An 18,046-nucleotide genomic window follows, 5' to 3' on the forward strand; every position below is an offset into this window, starting at 1 on the left:
TAACGGTAATTTTCTACATGATTCGATTTTGTAATAATTTTATGTTATTAAATGATAGTATTTTACAAAAATCATAAAAAAATAGCCTCCCACTCGTACTTGAATGGAAGGCTAATGTTTTATTTAGTACTACTTTTCAATCTAAATGTTGGACTTGGAATAAATTATAATAAGTTCCTTGTCTATCCATTAACTGCTCATGCGTACCACTTTCAATTAATTGACCATGATCTATAACTAAAATTTTATCAGCATGTGTAATTGTAGAAAGTCGGTGAGCAATAATAATTGTTGTACGTTCATGCGCAAGTACATCTAATGATTCTTGAATAAGTGCCTCACTTTCTAAATCTAATGCAGAGGTTGCTTCATCTAGTATTAAGATAGGTGGATTTTTTAAAAATACACGAGCGATAGCTACACGCTGCTTCTGACCACCCGATAACTTCACACCACGTTCACCGACCTTTGTGTCATAACCATTTGGTAAGCTCATGATAAAATCATGTGCATTTGCAGCCTTGGCGGCAGCAATTACCTCTTCGTCGGTAGCATCTGGCTTGCCCATTAAAATATTTTCTTTTACTGAATCACTAAATAAAATATTATCCTGTAAGACGATTCCAATTTGAGAACGCAAGGAATGTAATGTCACGTCTCGAACATCATGTCCATCAATATACACTATCCCACCTGTTGTGTCATAAAATCGAGGAATTAAACTAATAATGGTTGATTTACCTCCACCACTCATTCCTACAAATGCAACTGTCTCTCCAGGACTAATAGTGAAATTGATATTGTTTAAAATCTGCGAGCCCTCTGCTTCATATTGAAAGTTCACATTGTCAAAGCGGACTTCACCCTTTACCCGAGGTAGCTCTAACGCATTAGCCTTGTTTTTTACTTCATAAGGCTCGTCTATTAATTCAAACATTCGATCCATTGATGCAATTGACTGTGTTAACATCGTTGATGAACTTACAAGACGACGGAGTGGACCATAAAGTCGTTCGATATAGGCAATAAAGGCAACCATCGTCCCGACTGAAAGAGGACTATTAATAACCTGATAACCCGCATAAGCAATTACTAGGAGGGGTGCTACATCAGTAATTGTATTCACCACTGCAAAAGATTTCGCATTCCATTTCGTATGATCTAGTGCCTTCTCTAAAAACTCACCATTTGCTTCATCAAATAATTTTTGTTCATGCTTTTCTAGCGTAAAGCTTTTTATAATACTCATTCCAGCTACACGTTCATGCAAATAACTTTGCACACCTGCAAGTGCTTGCGATCGTTTACGTGTTAAATCCCGAAGTTTACCAAAAAAGTACTTCACACTAAATGCATAGAATGGGAGGGCAACTAATGCTACGAGTGTAAGCTTAACATCCATCGCAAGCATAATACCGATTGCAATGACAATTGTCGCTAGGTCGAGCCAAACATTCATCAAGCCTGTCATGATAAAGTTTTTTGTTTGTTCCACATCATTAACCACTCTTGATATAACATCGCCAGCTCTTGTATTTGCATAGTATCTTAAACTTAGTCGCTGCAAATGCGCATATATTTGTTTCCGAATATCAAAAAGCACCTTATTACTGACATGTTGAGCAAAATATTGGCGGTAATACTCAATCGGTGGTCGAATGATAAAGAATACAATGATCGTACCACCTAACCAATAAAACAGTTCTTTTGTCTTTTCTGCATCCGTCAGATGATCTGCACCGATAATATCATCTAATACAATTTTAATGAGCAATGGGATAAATAACGGAATCGCAAATTTCACTATACCAATTAAAATCGTTAAAATAATTTCCCATGTATATGGTTTTACAAATCTCATATAACGTTTTATACTACCCAATTTATGATCACATCCTTTTAAAAAGCCTTACTTTTGTGTAAATTACGCAAATGAAAGGTGTATTTCATCTCATCCAACATGAAACACCTCATATTCACTTCGCAACATAAAAAGAAACAGACATCCACAACTGAATGCCCTAACGTATTATAGCAATATTTCGCTTGAAGTACAGTTAATTCAGCTTTATCACTAACTATTTTATAACTGCTTATTTAAGACATAAAAGAGGCTGGGACAAAAAGAAAAATGTTAGACCGATTTTATTTCGACCTAACATTTTTTTGATTTAGGAAGGAACACTCTACTCATTGAAGCGAAAAAGTTATTATCTATTTTCGCTATTTTTTAAAATAATCGAGTTCTGTCCCAGCCTCTATGAACAATCATCTGCTTGCATATCGAGCTGAAACTTATAACGATTTGTCCAGGCATCGATGAAATCAGGTGCAAAGGGTCCCCTTTTTTGTTGAATCCAGCTAATTAATTTATCGACATTGCGCTTTAAAATTTTATCTATGACATCTGGATAAGACATTTCCTTACGATGCAGCTCATATTCATCCTCATCTAAGAGTGAATAAGACATATCAGGGAAAACTTTAATGTCTAAATCATAGTCAATATATTTAATGGCATTATTATCGAAAACAAATGGTGAGCTTAGATTACAATAATAATACACACCGTCCTCACGTAGCATGCAAATGATGTTAAACCAGTGCTCCGCATGGAAATAACAAATAGAAGGCTCTCTCGTTAGCCACGTTCGACCATCGGATTCTGTCACAAGTGTCCGCTCATTCGCACCGATAATGATATTTTTCGTTCCTTTTAAAATTGTTGTTTCTTGCCAAACACGGTGGATACGGCCATTGTGCTTATAACTATGTATTTGTATCGTTTCTCCTTCTACCGGTATTGCCATCTTTGAAGCCCACCTTTTCGTCTATGCTACCTAAATCTAGCAGTCTCTAGTATATTATAGCAATGTGTACGCGAAAGGTGTAGTTAGAAAACCACAAATTTCCTTGCGTCCTTTTGAATATGTACAAAATTTCGTAATTAAAGTGAATTTATCAAAACCATAACTAAATTTGGACCTAATTTGATTATTGATCTTCTGTCCTTGCTAAACATAATTGATAAAAGAGCTGCCTTTTTAATCTTTTCGATTGTAGACAGCTCTAAGAGGTAAATGCAATTATGCAATTACAAAGTGTTATTCACCAAGGTCTTGGTTAGTTTGGTTGAAATTACCCGAAGCTTGAGCTTTCTTTTGCTCTGCTTTAGCATTTTGCTTTTGCACTTCGTTTACGTCTGTTTCATAACCAAATTCTTCACTTTGACGTTGCATGTTTTTATTCGGTTGGAAATTCGGTTGTTGGTTATTTTGCTTTTTCATCATTCATTCACCTCCACGCTAATTATTGTGTACCGAGGTGAATGCTTTTATGCTCATAAATTTTTTATTTTAATTTTTTATGGCTTGCCAAATTTTTAGCATTGGTACTGGCATCGGTAATAGTTCTATCTGTTCGCGAGTCAGCCATTCGCCCTTTTCTGTAGAATTACATTTCATAAAATAGCTATTTATATGCCATGTTAAATGTGAAAAAACATGTTTAAAGGTTAGCAAGTCCTGTTGTGATTGAACTAATGGAGCATAGTCGTTGATAAAATTTTCTCTAGAATCTGCATCATGCTCAATCATCGGAAACTGCCATAGATTAGCTAGCAGTCCTTCTGCTGGACGTTGTTCCATTAGAATACGACCTTCGTCATCTTCACATACAAGGACATCATATGTGATATGCTTCATCTTTACTTTTTTAGTTTTGTTAGGTAGTTTTTCTGGCTCACCTTCATTAAATGCAATACAATATTCCCGAACTGGACACAATAAGCACTTAGGTGAAGTAGGTGTACAAATAAGTGCACCAAGCTCCATTAAACCTTGATTGAATGACGATGCATTTGCAGAATCTATAAGTTCTTCAACTGCAGCTTCAAAAACCTTTTTTGTCTTTGGCACTGCTATATCATCATGAATATGGAGCACACGACTTAAAACACGCATAACATTGCCATCAACTGCATGTTCGGGTTTATTATAGGCAATACTTAAAATAGCTCCAGCAGTATATGGGCCTACACCTTTTAATTTTGAAATTTCATGACGATTATCAGGGACTATCCCACCGTAGTTTTCTAATACCTCGCGAACTCCGGCTTGTAGGTTACGAGCACGGGAATAATAGCCGAGACCTTCCCAATGCTTCAATAAATATTCTTGTGGTGCTTCCGCAAGTAATTCCAATGTTGGGAAACTTTCCATAAAACGATTGTAATAAGGAATAACTGTATCGACACGTGTTTGTTGTAGCATCACTTCCGATACCCAAATTTTATAAGGGTCCTTCGTATGTCTCCAAGGTAAATCACGTTTCTCAACATTAAACCATTCGACTAAAGATTGTCGAAATTCTGTTACATATGGATAATTCACAGTGACCTCCAACGTCTTTACGATTTAATTTATGGTAAAAAGGGTATACAATTAAGAAAAGATCATCTGTGTGAAACGACAAAAAACGCGTATTGTAGAATTCAGCACAAATGTCTTATTTAAGTAAATATCAGTATTACGTATTTTTGAAATATACTGTATGCAAATTGTACTCTATTTGAATGCATACTAGGAGTGGATATTTTTGGATTCAGGCACACATTTCGTTATGGGTATAGCCCTCGGAGGTCTTGCTTTAGCCGATCCTGTGGTCGCAGATCATTCAATGACCTTTGCCGCAGTAATGGCAGGTACAATTATTGGCTCACAGGCACCTGATGTTGATACAGTTTTAAAACTGCGCAATAACGCAGTTTATATTCGACATCATCGAGGAATTACACACTCACTACCAGCTGTAGCTATTTGGCCCATCTTAATTACAGCAGTTCTAGCATTTATTATTCAAGACGCAAATGTGTTTCATTTATGGCTTTGGACATTTTTAGCAGTAGCACTTCACGTCTTTGTAGATATTTTCAATGCTTATGGTACACAAGCATTGCGACCTTTCTCTAGAAAATGGGTGGCACTTGGTGTCATTAATACATTTGATCCTATTATTTTTTCACTACATTGTCTTGGCATCTTACTATGGGCTTTTGGTGCAAATCCAATTTGGATATTTAGCAGCATGTATCTCATTATTATCGTTTACTATATTTTACGTTTCGCTGTCCAAAAGGCAGTAAAAAATGCTGTACACCATACCATTCAGGATGAAGAATATGTAATTGTAGCACCTACAATGCGATTCTTTCATTGGCGAATTGCAGCAAAATCAAAAACACATTATTACGTTGGCCGTGCTTATGGGCGCACGGTTAATATTTACGATAAATTTGAAATAAAACCTTTACCAAAAACACTTCTTGTTGAAACAGCAATGAAAGATCCCAATCTCGCAGCATTCGTATCATTCTCGCCATTGTATCGTTGGGAAATTTCAGAGCTAGAAAATGACTTAACTGAATTGAGATTAATTGATCTTCGTTATCGCAGTGATAATCGCTATCCTTTCGTCGCTGTCGCTCATTTAAACGATGACAATGAAATTATTACCTCATATACTGGATGGATTTTTACAGAAGATAAACTTCAAAGGAAATTACAAATTGGAGCAAGTAATTAAAAATCCATTAAGAATGAAACCCTGACCAATGTTGGTCAGGGCTTTACTATTGCAACATATCATCACTAGCATCAAGTAAATGTGCATATTTAGGATTGCGCCCCGCAAATGTATGCAGTTTATCACCATAGCTTGTGATTAATTGGCGCACCAAATTTTCTGTGTAATCAGCCCCGCGGTAGTCATAACCGGCTTTTGCAGAAGTTGATTCAATATCACTCCATAAAAGCTCAACCCATACACGCGCACGCCCTACTGACATTTGAGGGTTTTTTGCAAGTAACTCAGCTGTTAGTTTTTCAATTTTTTCTTCCATTTTATTTGGCCACCTTTAAAGGAGAAAGTATCGAAACAGGTAGGGCTTCTTGATATTTTTCGCCCCCTAAGCGATGTCCCCATGCAAAACGTCCTTTTAAATAATCCACTTGGAAAAATTCATTTTCAGAGCCGTCAATACGATACATTTCTCCAGGAGTTATTGTATCCAAATCTACTAAATAGGCAGCTGCCATTAAAGCCTTACGCTCGTACACAGCAAACTCATTAAGGATTCCTAGCTGTTCCGCCTTACGTGCTTTTTCCTTTAGCATGGCTATTTCTTCACGTAATTCATGCTCTGACATAACAGCATAATTTTTTTCGTTCATTCCTCATTCTCCTTCTCTTCTATAAAACGATCTATTATCTCTATAGGAAAACCCTTTTGATAGAGCGCCTGCTTTATTTTCATTTTCATTTCATAACCAGTATACTTCGACGAGTACTTTTTCCAAACTTTTTCGCCTTGTGCTTTAAGAAGATGATGCCACTCATCTTCATCTTGCTCCATCTCTATTTGACTTAGCACCTCATCTACAATAGTAAAAGAATAACCTTTTCGCATAAGAAAATCCTGAATTTTAGCTTTGATTTGTGTTGGTGTTTTCTTTTTTTCTGTTCGAACAACCTTTTCAGCCAGCTGTATCGCAAGTTTCACCTGTTCCTCATGACTATAAGTTGCAAGTACCTCATCCTGTAAGCTTTTATCAATCCCTTTTTTCATAAGGTCTTGTCTAATCGCTTTGGGTCCTTTTTTCATCGTAGCTTTTTTCGTATCGAGTAAAGCCTTAGAGTAAGTTTCATCATTTAAAAAGCCATATGATTTCAGTTTTTGGATGGCCTCTAGTATAACTGCTTCTCCAAATTCTAATGCCAGTAGTTTTTTCTTTACTTCATGTTCACTACGCATTTGATAAGACAAAAAATTTAACGCTTTATTAAAAGCCTTCCGAATCTCATCCTCATAGGCAATTTCTTGAATATCAAATTCTTCAAGCACTTTTCCTTTGGTTAATCCAAATTGAATAAGAATTGCTTCATCAACCGGAAAGGCATATTCCTCGTTCAAGTATATATTATATCGTTCTGGATTGTTTTTTTGACGCGCAATTTTTGTAATAATACGCATGGCAAACACCTCACTACTTTCCATTATAACATCTTTTGAGGGTATTGCTTTTTTCCAGTGGATATTCCCATGTTCGCGGGTATTTGCTTCTCTTCCGCGGGTATTTTCATGTTTCGCGCGGGTATTCGCTTCTCTTCCGCGGGTATTTTCACGTTTCGCGCGGGTATTCGCCTCTCTTCCGTGGGTATTTCACGTTTCGCGCGGGTATTCGCCTTTTTAATGGAACTAAGCATGCTTGTATTAGTATTTCAACATGTACAACCTACTGTTTTAGAAAAACATCATTCATTTATATTCCCTCATTTATAAGAACACTTATTGAATGAAATCAAGTAGGATATTTTTTTAAAAAATACACATTCTAATGAAAAAGAAAGGATGCGTTTTTATGTGGAAACAGCATATAGTAGGAGCGGTGATTGCTACTTTTATTATTGCCGCAGCAATTAGCTTTAATCCGTTTTTTGCCTCTGGTTCTGATGAACATAACTGGGGCTTTAAACGTGCAAAAAACGGTGAACAAGCAGAAGCTGGGGCACAGCTTGATCAGCTACTTGAAAAATATGGCGCTATTTATAAGGGTAAGCCTGACAAAAAAGTTGCCTATTTAACCTTTGATAATGGATATGAGAATGGCTTTACAGCAAGTATTTTGGATACATTGAAGAAGGAAAATGCACCAGCTACATTCTTTTTAACTGGTCATTATTTAGAAAGTGCTCCCGATTTAGTGAAACGTATGGTTAAAGATGGCCATTCGATTGGCAACCATTCATATGGTCACCCAAATATGGCGAGACTAACGCCAGATGGTATGCGTACCGAATGGAAAAAGCTTGATGATAAATTACGTGAACTAACAGGTATAAAACGTACAACATATGCTCGCCCACCTGAAGGAACATTTAATGCAAAATTATTAGAGGTTGGTAATGTGGAAGGTTATCGTCATATTTTTTGGTCTGTTGCCTTCAAGGATTGGGTAAGAGATCAACGTCGCGGTGCAGATTATGCGTATAATGCACTAATGGAACAGCTACACCCCGGTGCCGTCATATTGATGCATACTGTTGCGCAGGATAATGCCGAAGCTCTTCCTATGTTTATTGCAGAAGCCAAAAAGCAAGGCTATACATTTTTATCTCTCGATGACCTAGTCTTAGAATATGAAGATTTCCCACTTGCTTTGCAATCGTCCACTCCTTAGTTATAATGGGGAGATGACATTAAAGAGCAGGGACGTGGAACGCTTGACACAGCAAACAACAATGGAAGTTGGACAAAAATTTCCTCTAACAATAAAAAGACTTGGTATTAATGGTGAAGGAGTAGGCTTTTATAAGCGCAATGTCGTATTCGTAAAGGGCGCTATTCCCGGTGAAGAAATTACAGCACAAGTAACTAAAACTCAGCGAAACTTTGCTGAAGCAGAAATATTAAATATCCGCAAAGCTTCAACATATCGTCAGGAAGCACCTTGTCCAATTTACGATGAATGTGGTGGCTGTCAGCTTCAACATATGACTTATGAAAAACAACTAATTGAGAAGCGTGATATCGTTATTCAAGCATTAGAACGTTACGCTAAGCCTTTAGCTAATACAGTTGAAGTTCGTAAAACACTTGGCATGGACAATCCATGGCATTATCGTAACAAAAGTCAGTTTCAAGTACGAAAAGAGGGTAAACGTGTCTATGCAGGGCTATTTGCTGAAGGTAGCAACAAGCTGCTGAACATCAATGATTGCCTTGTCCAACATCCCATTACATCAAAAATTACAGTGGCAACTCGTAAGATTTTACAAAAATTGAATATTACAATTTACGATGGTCGTTCGCTAGATGGCTTAGTGCGTACGATTGTTGTACGCACAGGAATTCGCACTGGTGAAACACAAGTTGTGCTGGTCACAACACGTAAAGAAATTCCACATTTAGCGGAGCTCATTGAGCGTATTAAAAAAATCGACCCGAGCATTGTATCAATTGCGCAAAATATTAATCGTGAAAAAACATCGCTGATCTTCGGAGAGGACACGATTGTTCTTGATGGCAAGGAAACAATCCACGAGGAACTAGGTGAATTAGCCTTTGATTTATCTGCTCGCGCGTTCTTCCAATTGAATCCAACACAAACTGTACATCTATATGATGAAATCAAAAAAGCCGCAGCATTAACAGGTAAAGAAACAGTAGTCGATGCTTACTGCGGTGTTGGGACAATCGGTTTATGGCTGGCTGACAAAGCTAAAGAAGTCCGTGGAATGGATGTTATTCCAGAAAGTATTCAGGACGCACGTAAAAATGCAAGAAACCATGGCTTCAAGCATACTAAGTATGCAGTCGGTACAGCGGAAAGTGTCTTAGCAAAATGGCGTAAGGAAGGATTTACACCTGATGTTATTACAGTAGATCCACCTCGCACAGGTCTAGCACCAGAATTTATTCATACTGTGCTGAAGCTAAAACCAAAGCGATTTGTTTATACCTCTTGTAATCCATCAACTTTGGCGAAGGATTTACAGGAGCTATCGAAGCTATATAATGTCGAGTATATTCAACCTGTCGATATGTTTGCACAGACAGCTCAAGTGGAATGTGTGGCAAAGCTTGTATTGAAGAATAAATAATGAATAATTTTAAAGGGCGTCCTCATAATTGAAGACGCCTTTTAAAATCAAAAACAATAAAGTTTTAACTGATTCGTCGGGATAAATTAATTCCAACAAATTCAAAGTCCAAATGTTACCTGTTTACTAATATTATTTGATTTTATGATCGCTTGTCTGTATAATATCATTCTAGGTGCCAAACCTACGTGACTTGGACGGAACATCCTTGTCACGCAAAGAACGCCATAACAGCACGGATTTGCTGGGCGTTTTTTGTTTTATGAGCGGGAAGATGAGCCCCGCTCTTTTATTTTTCCAAAAATTGTGCGAAAGTTTTTAAGAAAATCTGAGAAGTGATGAGACCTACTGAGCGATTTTTCTCCTTACCCGAGCAATAATGAGACCTTCCTGAGCAGTTCTTCTACTTACCCGAGCAATAACGGGACCTTCCTGAGCAGTTTTTCTACTTACCCGAGCGATATTGAGATCTACCTGAGCAGTTCTTCTACTTACCTGAGCTATAATGAAACCTTCCTGAGCAGTTTTTCTTACTTACCCGAGCAATATTGAGACCTACCTGAGCAGTTCTTCTATTTACCCGAGCAGTATTGAGACCTACCTGAGCAGTTTCTTCTGTTTACCTGAGTGTTCTCCCTTTGAAAAACTGTGACTTTACGTTATCATTGGCCGCTTATTCTTATTTCCACCGAATAACAGTAAAACAACTGCTACCGCTAACAACAGCAATGCCACTAATAAAAGAAAGCTATAATTTTTTACATATTCTAAATATACGCCACCTAAAAATGGTCCTGTTAAGCTACCGATACTTAGGGCCATACCGCAAAGCAAATTTCCTGTTGGTAGCAGCTCCTTAGGTGTTAAATCAGCCATATAGGTAATGCCCAATGAAAACATCGAACCGACTAATGTACCCGTAAAGAAAAATGCTACAGCAACTGCCATTTGTGAATGCTCTACGAAACTGGCAATCCCAAAAATAATAGCCCCACCAAATGAGCCCACCATCAAGACATTCCGTCGTCCGACTTTATCCCCTATTGCTCCAAGTGGTACTTGTGTTATAATCCCACCAAATGTAAAGACAGATAAAATAATCGGAATGATATTAACATCGAAATCTTTACGCATCGCATAAACTGGGAACAATGCATTTAATGAAGATTCTAAAAAACCATAAACAAATGGCCCTAAAAATGCGATCCATCCAAATACAATGGCCATTTTATAACGATGCCAGCCCCTTGCATTTAGATCTCCTGTTAGACGCTCTGGTTTTTCATTTTGTAAAAAGAACACAAAGGTCCATGCCAATAGGCACATAATCGAGGACACAATAAATGGTAATGCTTCTGCAACTTGTATAAGTTTCACCATTAATGGTCCAACAGCAAAGCCTGTACTAAAGGACAAACCGTAAATCGCCATACCTTTTCCTAAGCTTTTATGATCCGTAGTGCTTGTAATCCACGTCTGTGTCGCATAGTGCAATGCATGATCTCCTACCCCAATCAGTAAACGGAGGATAAACCAAAAAGTCACACTTTTCCATAAAGGAAATGCAAGTAATGAAGCAAAGACAAGTGCACCACCAATTAAAATAATTGGTTTATAGCCCCATTTTCGTAAAGGCTGCTCAATAAACGGGGAGATTAATAAAGTCCCTATGTATAAACCTGTTGCATTCAATCCATTCAACGCGGAGGATACACCATCACGTTCGAAAATAATTGAAATCAGTGGTAATAGCATTCCTTGCGAAAAGCCTGATATAGATACAATTAACACGAGAATGGCAAATCTTTTTTTGCTGTAATCTGAGAAGTACGTCATCTTTTCCTCCAACATCAAGTCATTCTTCCAAATAACAGCATACCAAAAAGCCTTAGCGCTCACCACATGTGATTTTACGCTAAGGCTTAACTAATACTTATATTCATTCAATTGTATAAACACGAATTTCGGCTTTTAATTTGGCCGAGTACTTGTTTAAACTCCCTCCTTTTCGAGTTAGAGTTTTCAGTTCTTTTTAAATCAGCTCCTTTACTATTTCTTAATACAAATTTAACACACTTGCTCAATATTGTAAATATTCTGTCTATTGTTTTTTGCAAAATAATCGCTAAGTCCTAGGTGTTTACCTAAGCATTGAAATTTAGTCCTAAATCAGCTACGATGGAGGGGATGAAATGAGGTGTACGTATGTCAAAGCCAATCACTGATAAAAAACAGCAAGTGAGTTACTTAAAAGAACGTCTTGAAATGTTTTTAGAAGTTTTAGATGCTATTGATCCTGAAACAACTAAAATAGAGGATATAGATCGTTTAATTCAAATGATGGATGATCTAGAAGACAAAATGGAGCAATTTAATGCTCGTGAACAATAACTGATGAAAGCAAGTGGAAGGCTCTATCCCACTTGCTTTTTATTTTTTCCATTGCCATTAATTAATAGCAATCCCAATTATAAAGCACTTTACTAAAATCCTTACGCTTCAGCTCATCCTCTGTGATGAAGAAGTTGCCTACCCCAACATCTCCCCACAAAATATGTTCGCCTACACTGTCAATTTGAAGCAATAAAATTGTTGAATCTGTATAATCGCCATATGCTCTTGGATCTTCCTGGGTAAAAAATGGATATCCTCCGAATTTATGTCCTGTACTATTTAATGTCTCATAAAATGAATCTACTAAATTATCATTGTCTTCTATATCAGCAAGTATCTTTGCATAGTTTTTTTCACTTCTAAAATCATTTGCTGATAATGGTTCTTTGCCCGCTTCAAAGGACAATGCCATTTCTTTTTCCACTGGAAAGTATAATTCTTCTTTCGCTTCAACAAATGAGAAGTCTTGTACTAACTGTGACTGATCACTGATAATATGTTCGTGGAAAATAACGCGAAAGCCCTCCTGATTTTGACCATTATCAAAGTCCATCCCAAGCACATCGTCATAGCCATCAATATAAAACTGTAGGATCCCCTCCTCAGGGAAATTTGGTAAATGCTTAGGTACATCTGCAAAATTGATTTGTGCAAGTAATTTTAATGGTTGCCCCTCTGGACTTTTCGGGTATTCCATCGATAATGGAAAATAGGGATCGCCTGCAAATTTACTTTCAAATAAAGATGTTTTTCTCTCTTCCGTTTCAATCAATATGGAAGGCTGTAACGTTTCTTCTATTATTTCTCTATATTGTTCAAATGCTTCAGGTAACTTAAGTAACTTTTTATCAGACATTCACTTACCTCCTAAAGTTGATTTAATTCCATTTTAGAACAAATGTTCCCTTCGATCAATACTTATTTATATAAACTACAGTTTCTAAGAAGGCAGAAACCTCCTTTCACCAATAGATATAATCGAGTAAGTGCAAAATCAATTGCCTTCCAGGGAGAATTGATTGGGTTAACCCCAAAATCGATCCGTTTCGCAAAAGAATTGATCGGCCGTGACCCAAAATCGATCTGCTTCGCAAAAGAAGTGATCTGCTTTGACCTAAAATTGATCTGCTTCGCATAAGAGTTGATCCGCCTTGACCTAAAATTGATCTGCTTCGCATAAGAATTGATCCGCTTTGACCTAAAATTGATCTGCTTCGCATAAGAATTGATCCGCCGTGACCCAAAATCGATCTGCTTCGCAAAAGATTTGATCCGCTTTTATCCAAAATCGATCCGCTTCTCAAAAGAATTGATCCGCCTTGACCCAAAATCGATCTGCTTCGCAAAAGAATTGATCCGCTTTGACCCAAATTGATCCGCCGTAAAAGAGTTGATCCTCCTTGACCTAAAATTGATCTGCTTCGCATAAGAATTGATCCGCCTTGACCTAAAATTGATCTGCTTCGCATAAGAATTGATCCGCTTTGACCTAAAATTGATCTGCTTCGCATAAGAATTGATCCGCCGTGACCCAAAATCGATCTGCTTCGCAAAAGATTTGATCCGCTTTTATCCAAAATCGATCCGCTTCTCAAAAGAATTGATCCGCCTTGACCTAAAATCGATCTGCTTCGCAAAAGAATTGATCCGCTTTGACCCAAAATCGATCCGCTTTGCATAAGAATTGATCGGGTTACTCAAAAATTCAATCCACTTTAAACTAATAGTATAATTTTACATTTTAATTTCCTAGACCTTTAATTCCTGTACAATGAGTTGAACTCTTTTATTCATTTGTCGAAAATAGTATAATGTTACGTGGAAATAATCAAAATTTTCTATGGGGGGCAATACCAAATGAATATACAAACTTTGGAGAAAAGTCTTTACAATTTAATTACTGAAACATCTACGAACCTACCTAAAGATGTACGTCGTGCAATTAAAAAAGCTAAAGAAGCTGAGAATGCTGGTACTCGTGCTGCAATGAGCTTAGACACAATCTCAAATAATATTATTATGGCAGAAGATAACGTTTCACCAATCTGCCAAGATACTGGTCTACCAACATTTAAAATCTATACTCCTGTGGGTGTAAACCAATTAGAAATTAAAGAAGCCATCAAAAAGGCAATTAATGATACAACAGCAGATGCAAAATTACGTCCAAATGCAGTGGATTCATTAACTGGCGCAAACAGCGGTAATAACCTTGGTGACGGTCTACCTGTTATGAAATTCGAACAATGGGAAAAGGACTACATTACAATTAAATTAATTCTTAAAGGTGGCGGCTGTGAAAACAAAAACATTCAATACAGCCTACCATGTGAACTAGAAGGTCTTGGCCGCGCTGGTCGTGACTTAGATGGTATTCGTAAATGTATCCTGCACTCAGTATACCAAGCACAAGGTCAAGGCTGTTCAGCTGGCTTCATCGGTGTAGGAATCGGTGGCGACCGCTCTTCTGGTTACGACCTAGCGAAAGAACAATTATTCCGTCATGTGGAAGATACAAATCCAAATCCTGATCTTGCAAAATTAGAAGAGTATGTAGTGAAAACTTCAAATACATTTGGTATCGGTACAATGGGCTTCGGTGGTGAAGCAACATTACTTGGTTGTAAAATTGGTGTAATGCACCGTATCCCTGCATCATTCTACGTATCAGTAGCTTATAACTGCTGGGCATACCGTCGTATGGCTGTGGATATTGATCCTCAAACTGGTGAAATTCTTAACTGGCACTACCAAGAAGGCGAAAAAATTACATTTAAAGAAGAAGTTGCAGCAACAACAGAAGATACTACTACAGATGTAGTAGAACTTACTGCACCAATTACTGAAGAGCAAATTCGTGCTTTAAAAGTTGGTGATGTTGTATCCATTACTGGTCGTATGTATACTGGCCGTGACGCAATTCACCATCACTTAATGAGCCACGATGCACCAGTTGATCTTAATGGACAAATTATTTATCACTGTGGTCCTGTAATGGCAAAAGATGAAGAAGGTAATTGGACAGTAAAAGCAGCTGGCCCAACTACTTCAATTCGTGAGGAGCCATATCAAGGTGATATCATGAAAAAATTCGGTATCCGCGCTGTAATCGGTAAAGGCGGAATGGGACCAAAAACATTAAAAGCTCTTGGTGAACATGGCGGCGTTTACTTAAATGCAATTGGTGGTGCAGCACAATACTATGCAGACTGCATTAAAGGTGTAGATGGCGTGGATCTAATGGAATTCGGTATTCCAGAAGCTATGTGGCATTTAAACGTTGAGAAATTCACAGCGGTTGTAACAATGGACTCTCACGGTAACTCTTTACATGCTGATGTAGATAAATCATCACTAGAAAAACTTGCTCTTCACGCGGAAAGAGTATTCTAATAAAAGTAACATTTAAAAGTAAATAATTTGTGCAGTCTTTCAAAGCCGAGGCATTTGACTGCACAATTTTGAAAAGCACAGAATATTCCTAGTGAATAAACTGTGCTTTTCTTATATTCACATTTTTTTCAAAATCCTCGTAATCCCCTCAATGTCAGGCTAGAACGGCTTTTATCACTCCTAAAGAAAGATTTCCTTCAAACTTCACTCTTTCTTTTCTCAAACACCTTTGTTATAATAATTCTAAATTAGGAAGGAGCTAATTGAAAGTAATTTTCAATCTATAAACCTTTAAACATATTAATTTATAAGGGTTTTGATATTGATTTTCATTATCAAGGAGGGTTAAGTATGGAACACTCTAATCGAGAAAGTTTATCATTAATTGAGAAAATAAAAGAACATGCTGAATTAATTGCTGCCCTTTTAGCAGGCTTGTTCATTTTACTTGCATGGCGGTTAGATACAAGCGGGCAAACAACAGCTTCTGTTCTTTTATATATTGTTGCATTTTGTGTTGGTGGATTTGCTAAAGCAAAAGAAGGCATTGAAGAAACCATCAAAGACAAGAAATTAAATGTGGAACTACTGATGGTATTAGCTGCAATTGGCTCTGCAGCGATTGGTTATTGGACGGAGGGTGCCATTCTTATTTTTATTTTTGCTGTAAGTGGCGCTCTCGAAACATATGCAATGAATAAAAGTCATCGTGAAATTTCTGCACTTATGAATTTACAACCTGAAGAGGCTTGGCTTGTTCGTGGTAATTTTGAACCTATGAAAGTTTCTGTCTCTACATTACAAATTGGAGATCATCTACTTGTAAAACCCGGTGAGCGTGTACCAGCGGATGGTGTCATCTTTAAAGGTCAATCTTCTATCGATGAATCAGCTATCAGTGGTGAGCCGCTTCCAGTTGCAAAACGTGAAGGAGATGAACTATTTGCAGGTACGGTTAACTTAAATGGTGCTATTACAATGGAAATGACAAAGCCAAATTCTGAGACATTGTTCCAAAAAATTATTCAGCTTGTTCAAGGTGCTCAAAGTGAAAAATCACCGTCTCAACAGTTCATTGAAAAATTTGAAGGTACTTATGTGAATTTCGTCTTACTCGGTGTTGCTCTAATGATGTTTTTACCCCACTTTTTACTCGGTTGGGACTGGACAACAACATTTTACCGTGCAATGGTGCTACTAGTTGTCGCATCACCATGTGCCCTCGTTGCATCCATTATGCCAGCTACTTTAGCAGCAATTTCAAATGGTGCTAAACATGGTGTGCTATTTAAAGGAGGCTTGCATTTAGAGCATCTAAGTGTTTTACGTGCAATAGCCGTCGATAAAACAGGTACTTTAACACAAGGAAGACCAGTCGTTACTGACTTTATTGTTCGCGAGGGAACGGAACAAGAAATAGCGTTAGCAATCCTTGCTGGTATTGAATCACAATCGAATCATCCGCTTGCACAAGCCATTACAACCTACGCTAAGGCTGAGGGTATTACAAAGTTTCCACAAGCAGCAATTAAAGATATTCCGGGCTGGGGCATAAAAGGTTATGTAAATGATATAGAGTATCACGTTGGGAAACCAGACTTTGTAGGCACAGAGGAAGCTGAGCGTTTTGCAGATAGTGCAGCAACAAAGCTAACAGCAGAAGGGAAAACAGTTATTTTCATTCGTGATAAGGACGGTATTGTCGCATTGACAGCCCTTAAAGATACCGTTCGCGATGAAGCAAAGATAGCTGTGGCATTACTAAAAGAACTTGGCATCGATGTTGTCATGCTAACAGGCGACAATGAGAAGACCGCTAAGGTAATTGCCAAGGAAGCAGGCGTGACTGAATACGTTGCTGAATGTCTCCCTGAAACAAAAGTAACAGAAATGAAACGACTTCTTTCCGAACATAAATATGTGGGGATGGTCGGAGATGGTATTAATGACGCGCCCGCATTAGCAACTGCAACTACCGGGATCGCTATGGGTGAAGGAACAGATGTGGCTTTAGAAACTGCAGATGTCGTTTTAATGAAAAACGATTTATCTAAAATCGCCTATGCAGTACGTTTATCACGTAAAATGCAACGCATCGTCAAACAAAACATCTTCTTCTCTATTGGGATTATTACTTTATTGATCGCCTCAAACTTTTTACAAGTTGTCGATCTACCTCTAGGGGTGATCGGACATGAGGGAAGTACCATTTTAGTTATCTTAAACGGTTTACGTATGCTTAATAAAAACGTTTAAAGTGAAACTTTCAAAAAGTGGGGATTTTCTTATCCCTTACACAAGTTAGAACCTCCACATACGTCTTGAAATAGGAATCTTACTGTCTATTTATACGGGATAAAAAAACAGCCTCGTCTCTGATGGAGGGCACTGAAAAACTTATGTTTTCATAAAAGCGAACCTTTCTCAGATAAAAATAAGGCACTTCTTGTTCGATTTTGAACAGGAAGTGCCTTATTTTTGTCTCTATTCCTTATTCATTTTCGTTTAGTAGCTTTAATATCCGTTTCAAATTGACAGCGAATATCGTTGTGGCACCTTGAATTTCCATGCCAAATAGACCCGCAGTCGATGCCGTATC

General features: G+C 37.6%; 15 protein-coding genes. 6 read left to right on the forward strand and 9 right to left on the reverse strand.

The window, feature by feature from the left end:
* Positions 1 to 136: 136 nt before the first annotated feature.
* The 4 genes from ACIQXF_RS20255 to mutY all read right to left on the reverse strand — a co-directional run bounded on the left by ACIQXF_RS20255 (position 137) and on the right by mutY (position 4,391).
* Positions 137 to 1,861 (reverse strand): ABC transporter ATP-binding protein, encoded by a 1,725-nt coding sequence (locus ACIQXF_RS20255; protein WP_402786728.1) that lies wholly within the window; start codon positions 1,859 to 1,861, stop codon positions 137 to 139.
* 397 nt (positions 1,862 to 2,258) lie between these two features.
* A complete protein-coding gene (gene ntdP, locus ACIQXF_RS20260; protein WP_402786731.1) occupies positions 2,259 to 2,810 on the reverse strand; it encodes a nucleoside tri-diphosphate phosphatase in 552 nt (183 codons plus the stop codon).
* Positions 2,811 to 3,104: 294 nt separating this feature from the next.
* The gene (locus ACIQXF_RS20265) at positions 3,105 to 3,290 is read right to left on the reverse strand and encodes a gamma-type small acid-soluble spore protein (RefSeq protein ID WP_402786734.1); all 186 of its coding nucleotides are present in this window, start codon (positions 3,288 to 3,290) and stop codon (positions 3,105 to 3,107) included.
* Positions 3,291 to 3,356: 66 nt separating this feature from the next.
* Positions 3,357 to 4,391, reverse strand: a complete 1,035-nt coding sequence (gene mutY, locus ACIQXF_RS20270) for an A/G-specific adenine glycosylase (protein WP_402786737.1) — start codon at positions 4,389 to 4,391, stop codon at positions 3,357 to 3,359.
* A gap of 205 nt (positions 4,392 to 4,596) precedes the next feature.
* Between mutY and ACIQXF_RS20275 the strand changes: the two genes are divergently transcribed.
* Positions 4,597 to 5,583, forward strand: coding sequence for a metal-dependent hydrolase (locus tag ACIQXF_RS20275; RefSeq protein ID WP_402786740.1), 987 nt, complete (start codon positions 4,597 to 4,599; stop codon positions 5,581 to 5,583).
* A gap of 46 nt (positions 5,584 to 5,629) precedes the next feature.
* Here ACIQXF_RS20275 and ACIQXF_RS20280 read toward each other — a convergent pair whose 3' ends face one another.
* From ACIQXF_RS20280 to recX, 3 genes are read right to left on the reverse strand one after another with little or no spacing between them, the layout of a single operon-like run.
* Positions 5,630 to 5,899, reverse strand: a complete 270-nt coding sequence (locus ACIQXF_RS20280; RefSeq protein ID WP_402786743.1) for a YfhJ family protein — start codon at positions 5,897 to 5,899, stop codon at positions 5,630 to 5,632.
* Between the two features lies 1 nt (position 5,900).
* Entirely contained in the window at positions 5,901 to 6,230 is a 330-nt protein-coding gene (locus ACIQXF_RS20285; protein WP_402786746.1) for a YfhH family protein, read from the reverse strand.
* Complete coding sequence (recX, locus tag ACIQXF_RS20290; protein ID WP_402786768.1) at positions 6,227 to 7,030, reverse strand: recombination regulator RecX; 804 nt, start codon at positions 7,028 to 7,030, stop codon at positions 6,227 to 6,229. The genes ACIQXF_RS20285 and recX overlap by 4 nt, the downstream gene beginning before the upstream one ends.
* A 388-nt stretch (positions 7,031 to 7,418) precedes the next feature.
* Between recX and ACIQXF_RS20295 the strand changes: the two genes are divergently transcribed.
* Positions 7,419 to 8,237 (forward strand): polysaccharide deacetylase family protein, encoded by an 819-nt coding sequence (locus ACIQXF_RS20295; protein ID WP_402786749.1) that lies wholly within the window; start codon positions 7,419 to 7,421, stop codon positions 8,235 to 8,237.
* Between the two features lie 43 nt (positions 8,238 to 8,280).
* Positions 8,281 to 9,660 carry a 23S rRNA (uracil(1939)-C(5))-methyltransferase RlmD gene (gene rlmD, locus ACIQXF_RS20300; protein WP_402786751.1) on the forward strand — a complete coding sequence of 460 codons (1,380 nt, stop codon included), beginning with the start codon at positions 8,281 to 8,283 and terminating at the stop codon, positions 9,658 to 9,660.
* A 654-nt stretch (positions 9,661 to 10,314) separates the two neighbouring features.
* Here the strand turns inward: rlmD and ACIQXF_RS20305 are convergent.
* The gene (locus ACIQXF_RS20305; protein WP_402786754.1) at positions 10,315 to 11,496 is read right to left on the reverse strand and encodes an MFS transporter; all 1,182 of its coding nucleotides are present in this window, start codon (positions 11,494 to 11,496) and stop codon (positions 10,315 to 10,317) included.
* A gap of 369 nt (positions 11,497 to 11,865) precedes the next feature.
* Between ACIQXF_RS20305 and ACIQXF_RS20310 the strand changes: the two genes are divergently transcribed.
* On the forward strand, positions 11,866 to 12,051 hold the full coding sequence (locus tag ACIQXF_RS20310; protein WP_402786757.1) for an SE1561 family protein: 186 nt from the start codon (positions 11,866 to 11,868) through the stop codon (positions 12,049 to 12,051).
* Positions 12,052 to 12,112: 61 nt separating this feature from the next.
* On the opposite strand, the gene ACIQXF_RS20315 is transcribed toward ACIQXF_RS20310, so the two are convergent.
* Positions 12,113 to 12,910 (reverse strand): YwqG family protein, encoded by a 798-nt coding sequence (locus tag ACIQXF_RS20315; RefSeq protein WP_402786760.1) that lies wholly within the window; start codon positions 12,908 to 12,910, stop codon positions 12,113 to 12,115.
* A 1,001-nt stretch (positions 12,911 to 13,911) separates the two neighbouring features.
* Between ACIQXF_RS20315 and ACIQXF_RS20320 the strand changes: the two genes are divergently transcribed.
* Positions 13,912 to 15,447: a fumarate hydratase gene (locus tag ACIQXF_RS20320; protein WP_402786763.1), complete on the forward strand. Its 1,536-nt coding sequence runs from the start codon at positions 13,912 to 13,914 to the stop codon at positions 15,445 to 15,447.
* A 351-nt stretch (positions 15,448 to 15,798) separates the two neighbouring features.
* Entirely contained in the window at positions 15,799 to 17,703 is a 1,905-nt protein-coding gene (locus ACIQXF_RS20325; protein ID WP_402786766.1) for a heavy metal translocating P-type ATPase, read from the forward strand.
* Positions 17,704 to 18,046: the final 343 nt, after the last annotated feature.

Source organism: Lysinibacillus sp. NPDC097231 (assembly GCF_044761885.1).
Taxonomy (GTDB): domain Bacteria; phylum Bacillota; class Bacilli; order Bacillales_A; family Planococcaceae; genus Lysinibacillus.

Coding starts and splice junctions, on each gene's coding strand:
- ACIQXF_RS20255 (WP_402786728.1), bottom strand. CDS start 1,861: ATGAGATTTGTAAAACCATATACATGGGAAATTATTTTAACGATTTTA.
- ntdP (WP_402786731.1), bottom strand. CDS start 2,810: ATGGCAATACCGGTAGAAGGAGAAACGATACAAATACATAGTTATAAG.
- ACIQXF_RS20265 (WP_402786734.1), bottom strand. CDS start 3,290: ATGATGAAAAAGCAAAATAACCAACAACCGAATTTCCAACCGAATAAA.
- ACIQXF_RS20280 (WP_402786743.1), bottom strand. CDS start 5,899: ATGGAAGAAAAAATTGAAAAACTAACAGCTGAGTTACTTGCAAAAAAC.
- ACIQXF_RS20285 (WP_402786746.1), bottom strand. CDS start 6,230: ATGAACGAAAAAAATTATGCTGTTATGTCAGAGCATGAATTACGTGAA.
- recX (WP_402786768.1), bottom strand. CDS start 7,030: ATGCGTATTATTACAAAAATTGCGCGTCAAAAAAACAATCCAGAACGA.
- ACIQXF_RS20295 (WP_402786749.1), top strand. CDS start 7,419: ATGTGGAAACAGCATATAGTAGGAGCGGTGATTGCTACTTTTATTATT.
- ACIQXF_RS20305 (WP_402786754.1), bottom strand. CDS start 11,496: ATGACGTACTTCTCAGATTACAGCAAAAAAAGATTTGCCATTCTCGTG.
- ACIQXF_RS20310 (WP_402786757.1), top strand. CDS start 11,866: ATGTCAAAGCCAATCACTGATAAAAAACAGCAAGTGAGTTACTTAAAA.
- ACIQXF_RS20315 (WP_402786760.1), bottom strand. CDS start 12,910: ATGTCTGATAAAAAGTTACTTAAGTTACCTGAAGCATTTGAACAATAT.
- ACIQXF_RS20320 (WP_402786763.1), top strand. CDS start 13,912: ATGAATATACAAACTTTGGAGAAAAGTCTTTACAATTTAATTACTGAA.
- ACIQXF_RS20325 (WP_402786766.1), top strand. CDS start 15,799: ATGGAACACTCTAATCGAGAAAGTTTATCATTAATTGAGAAAATAAAA.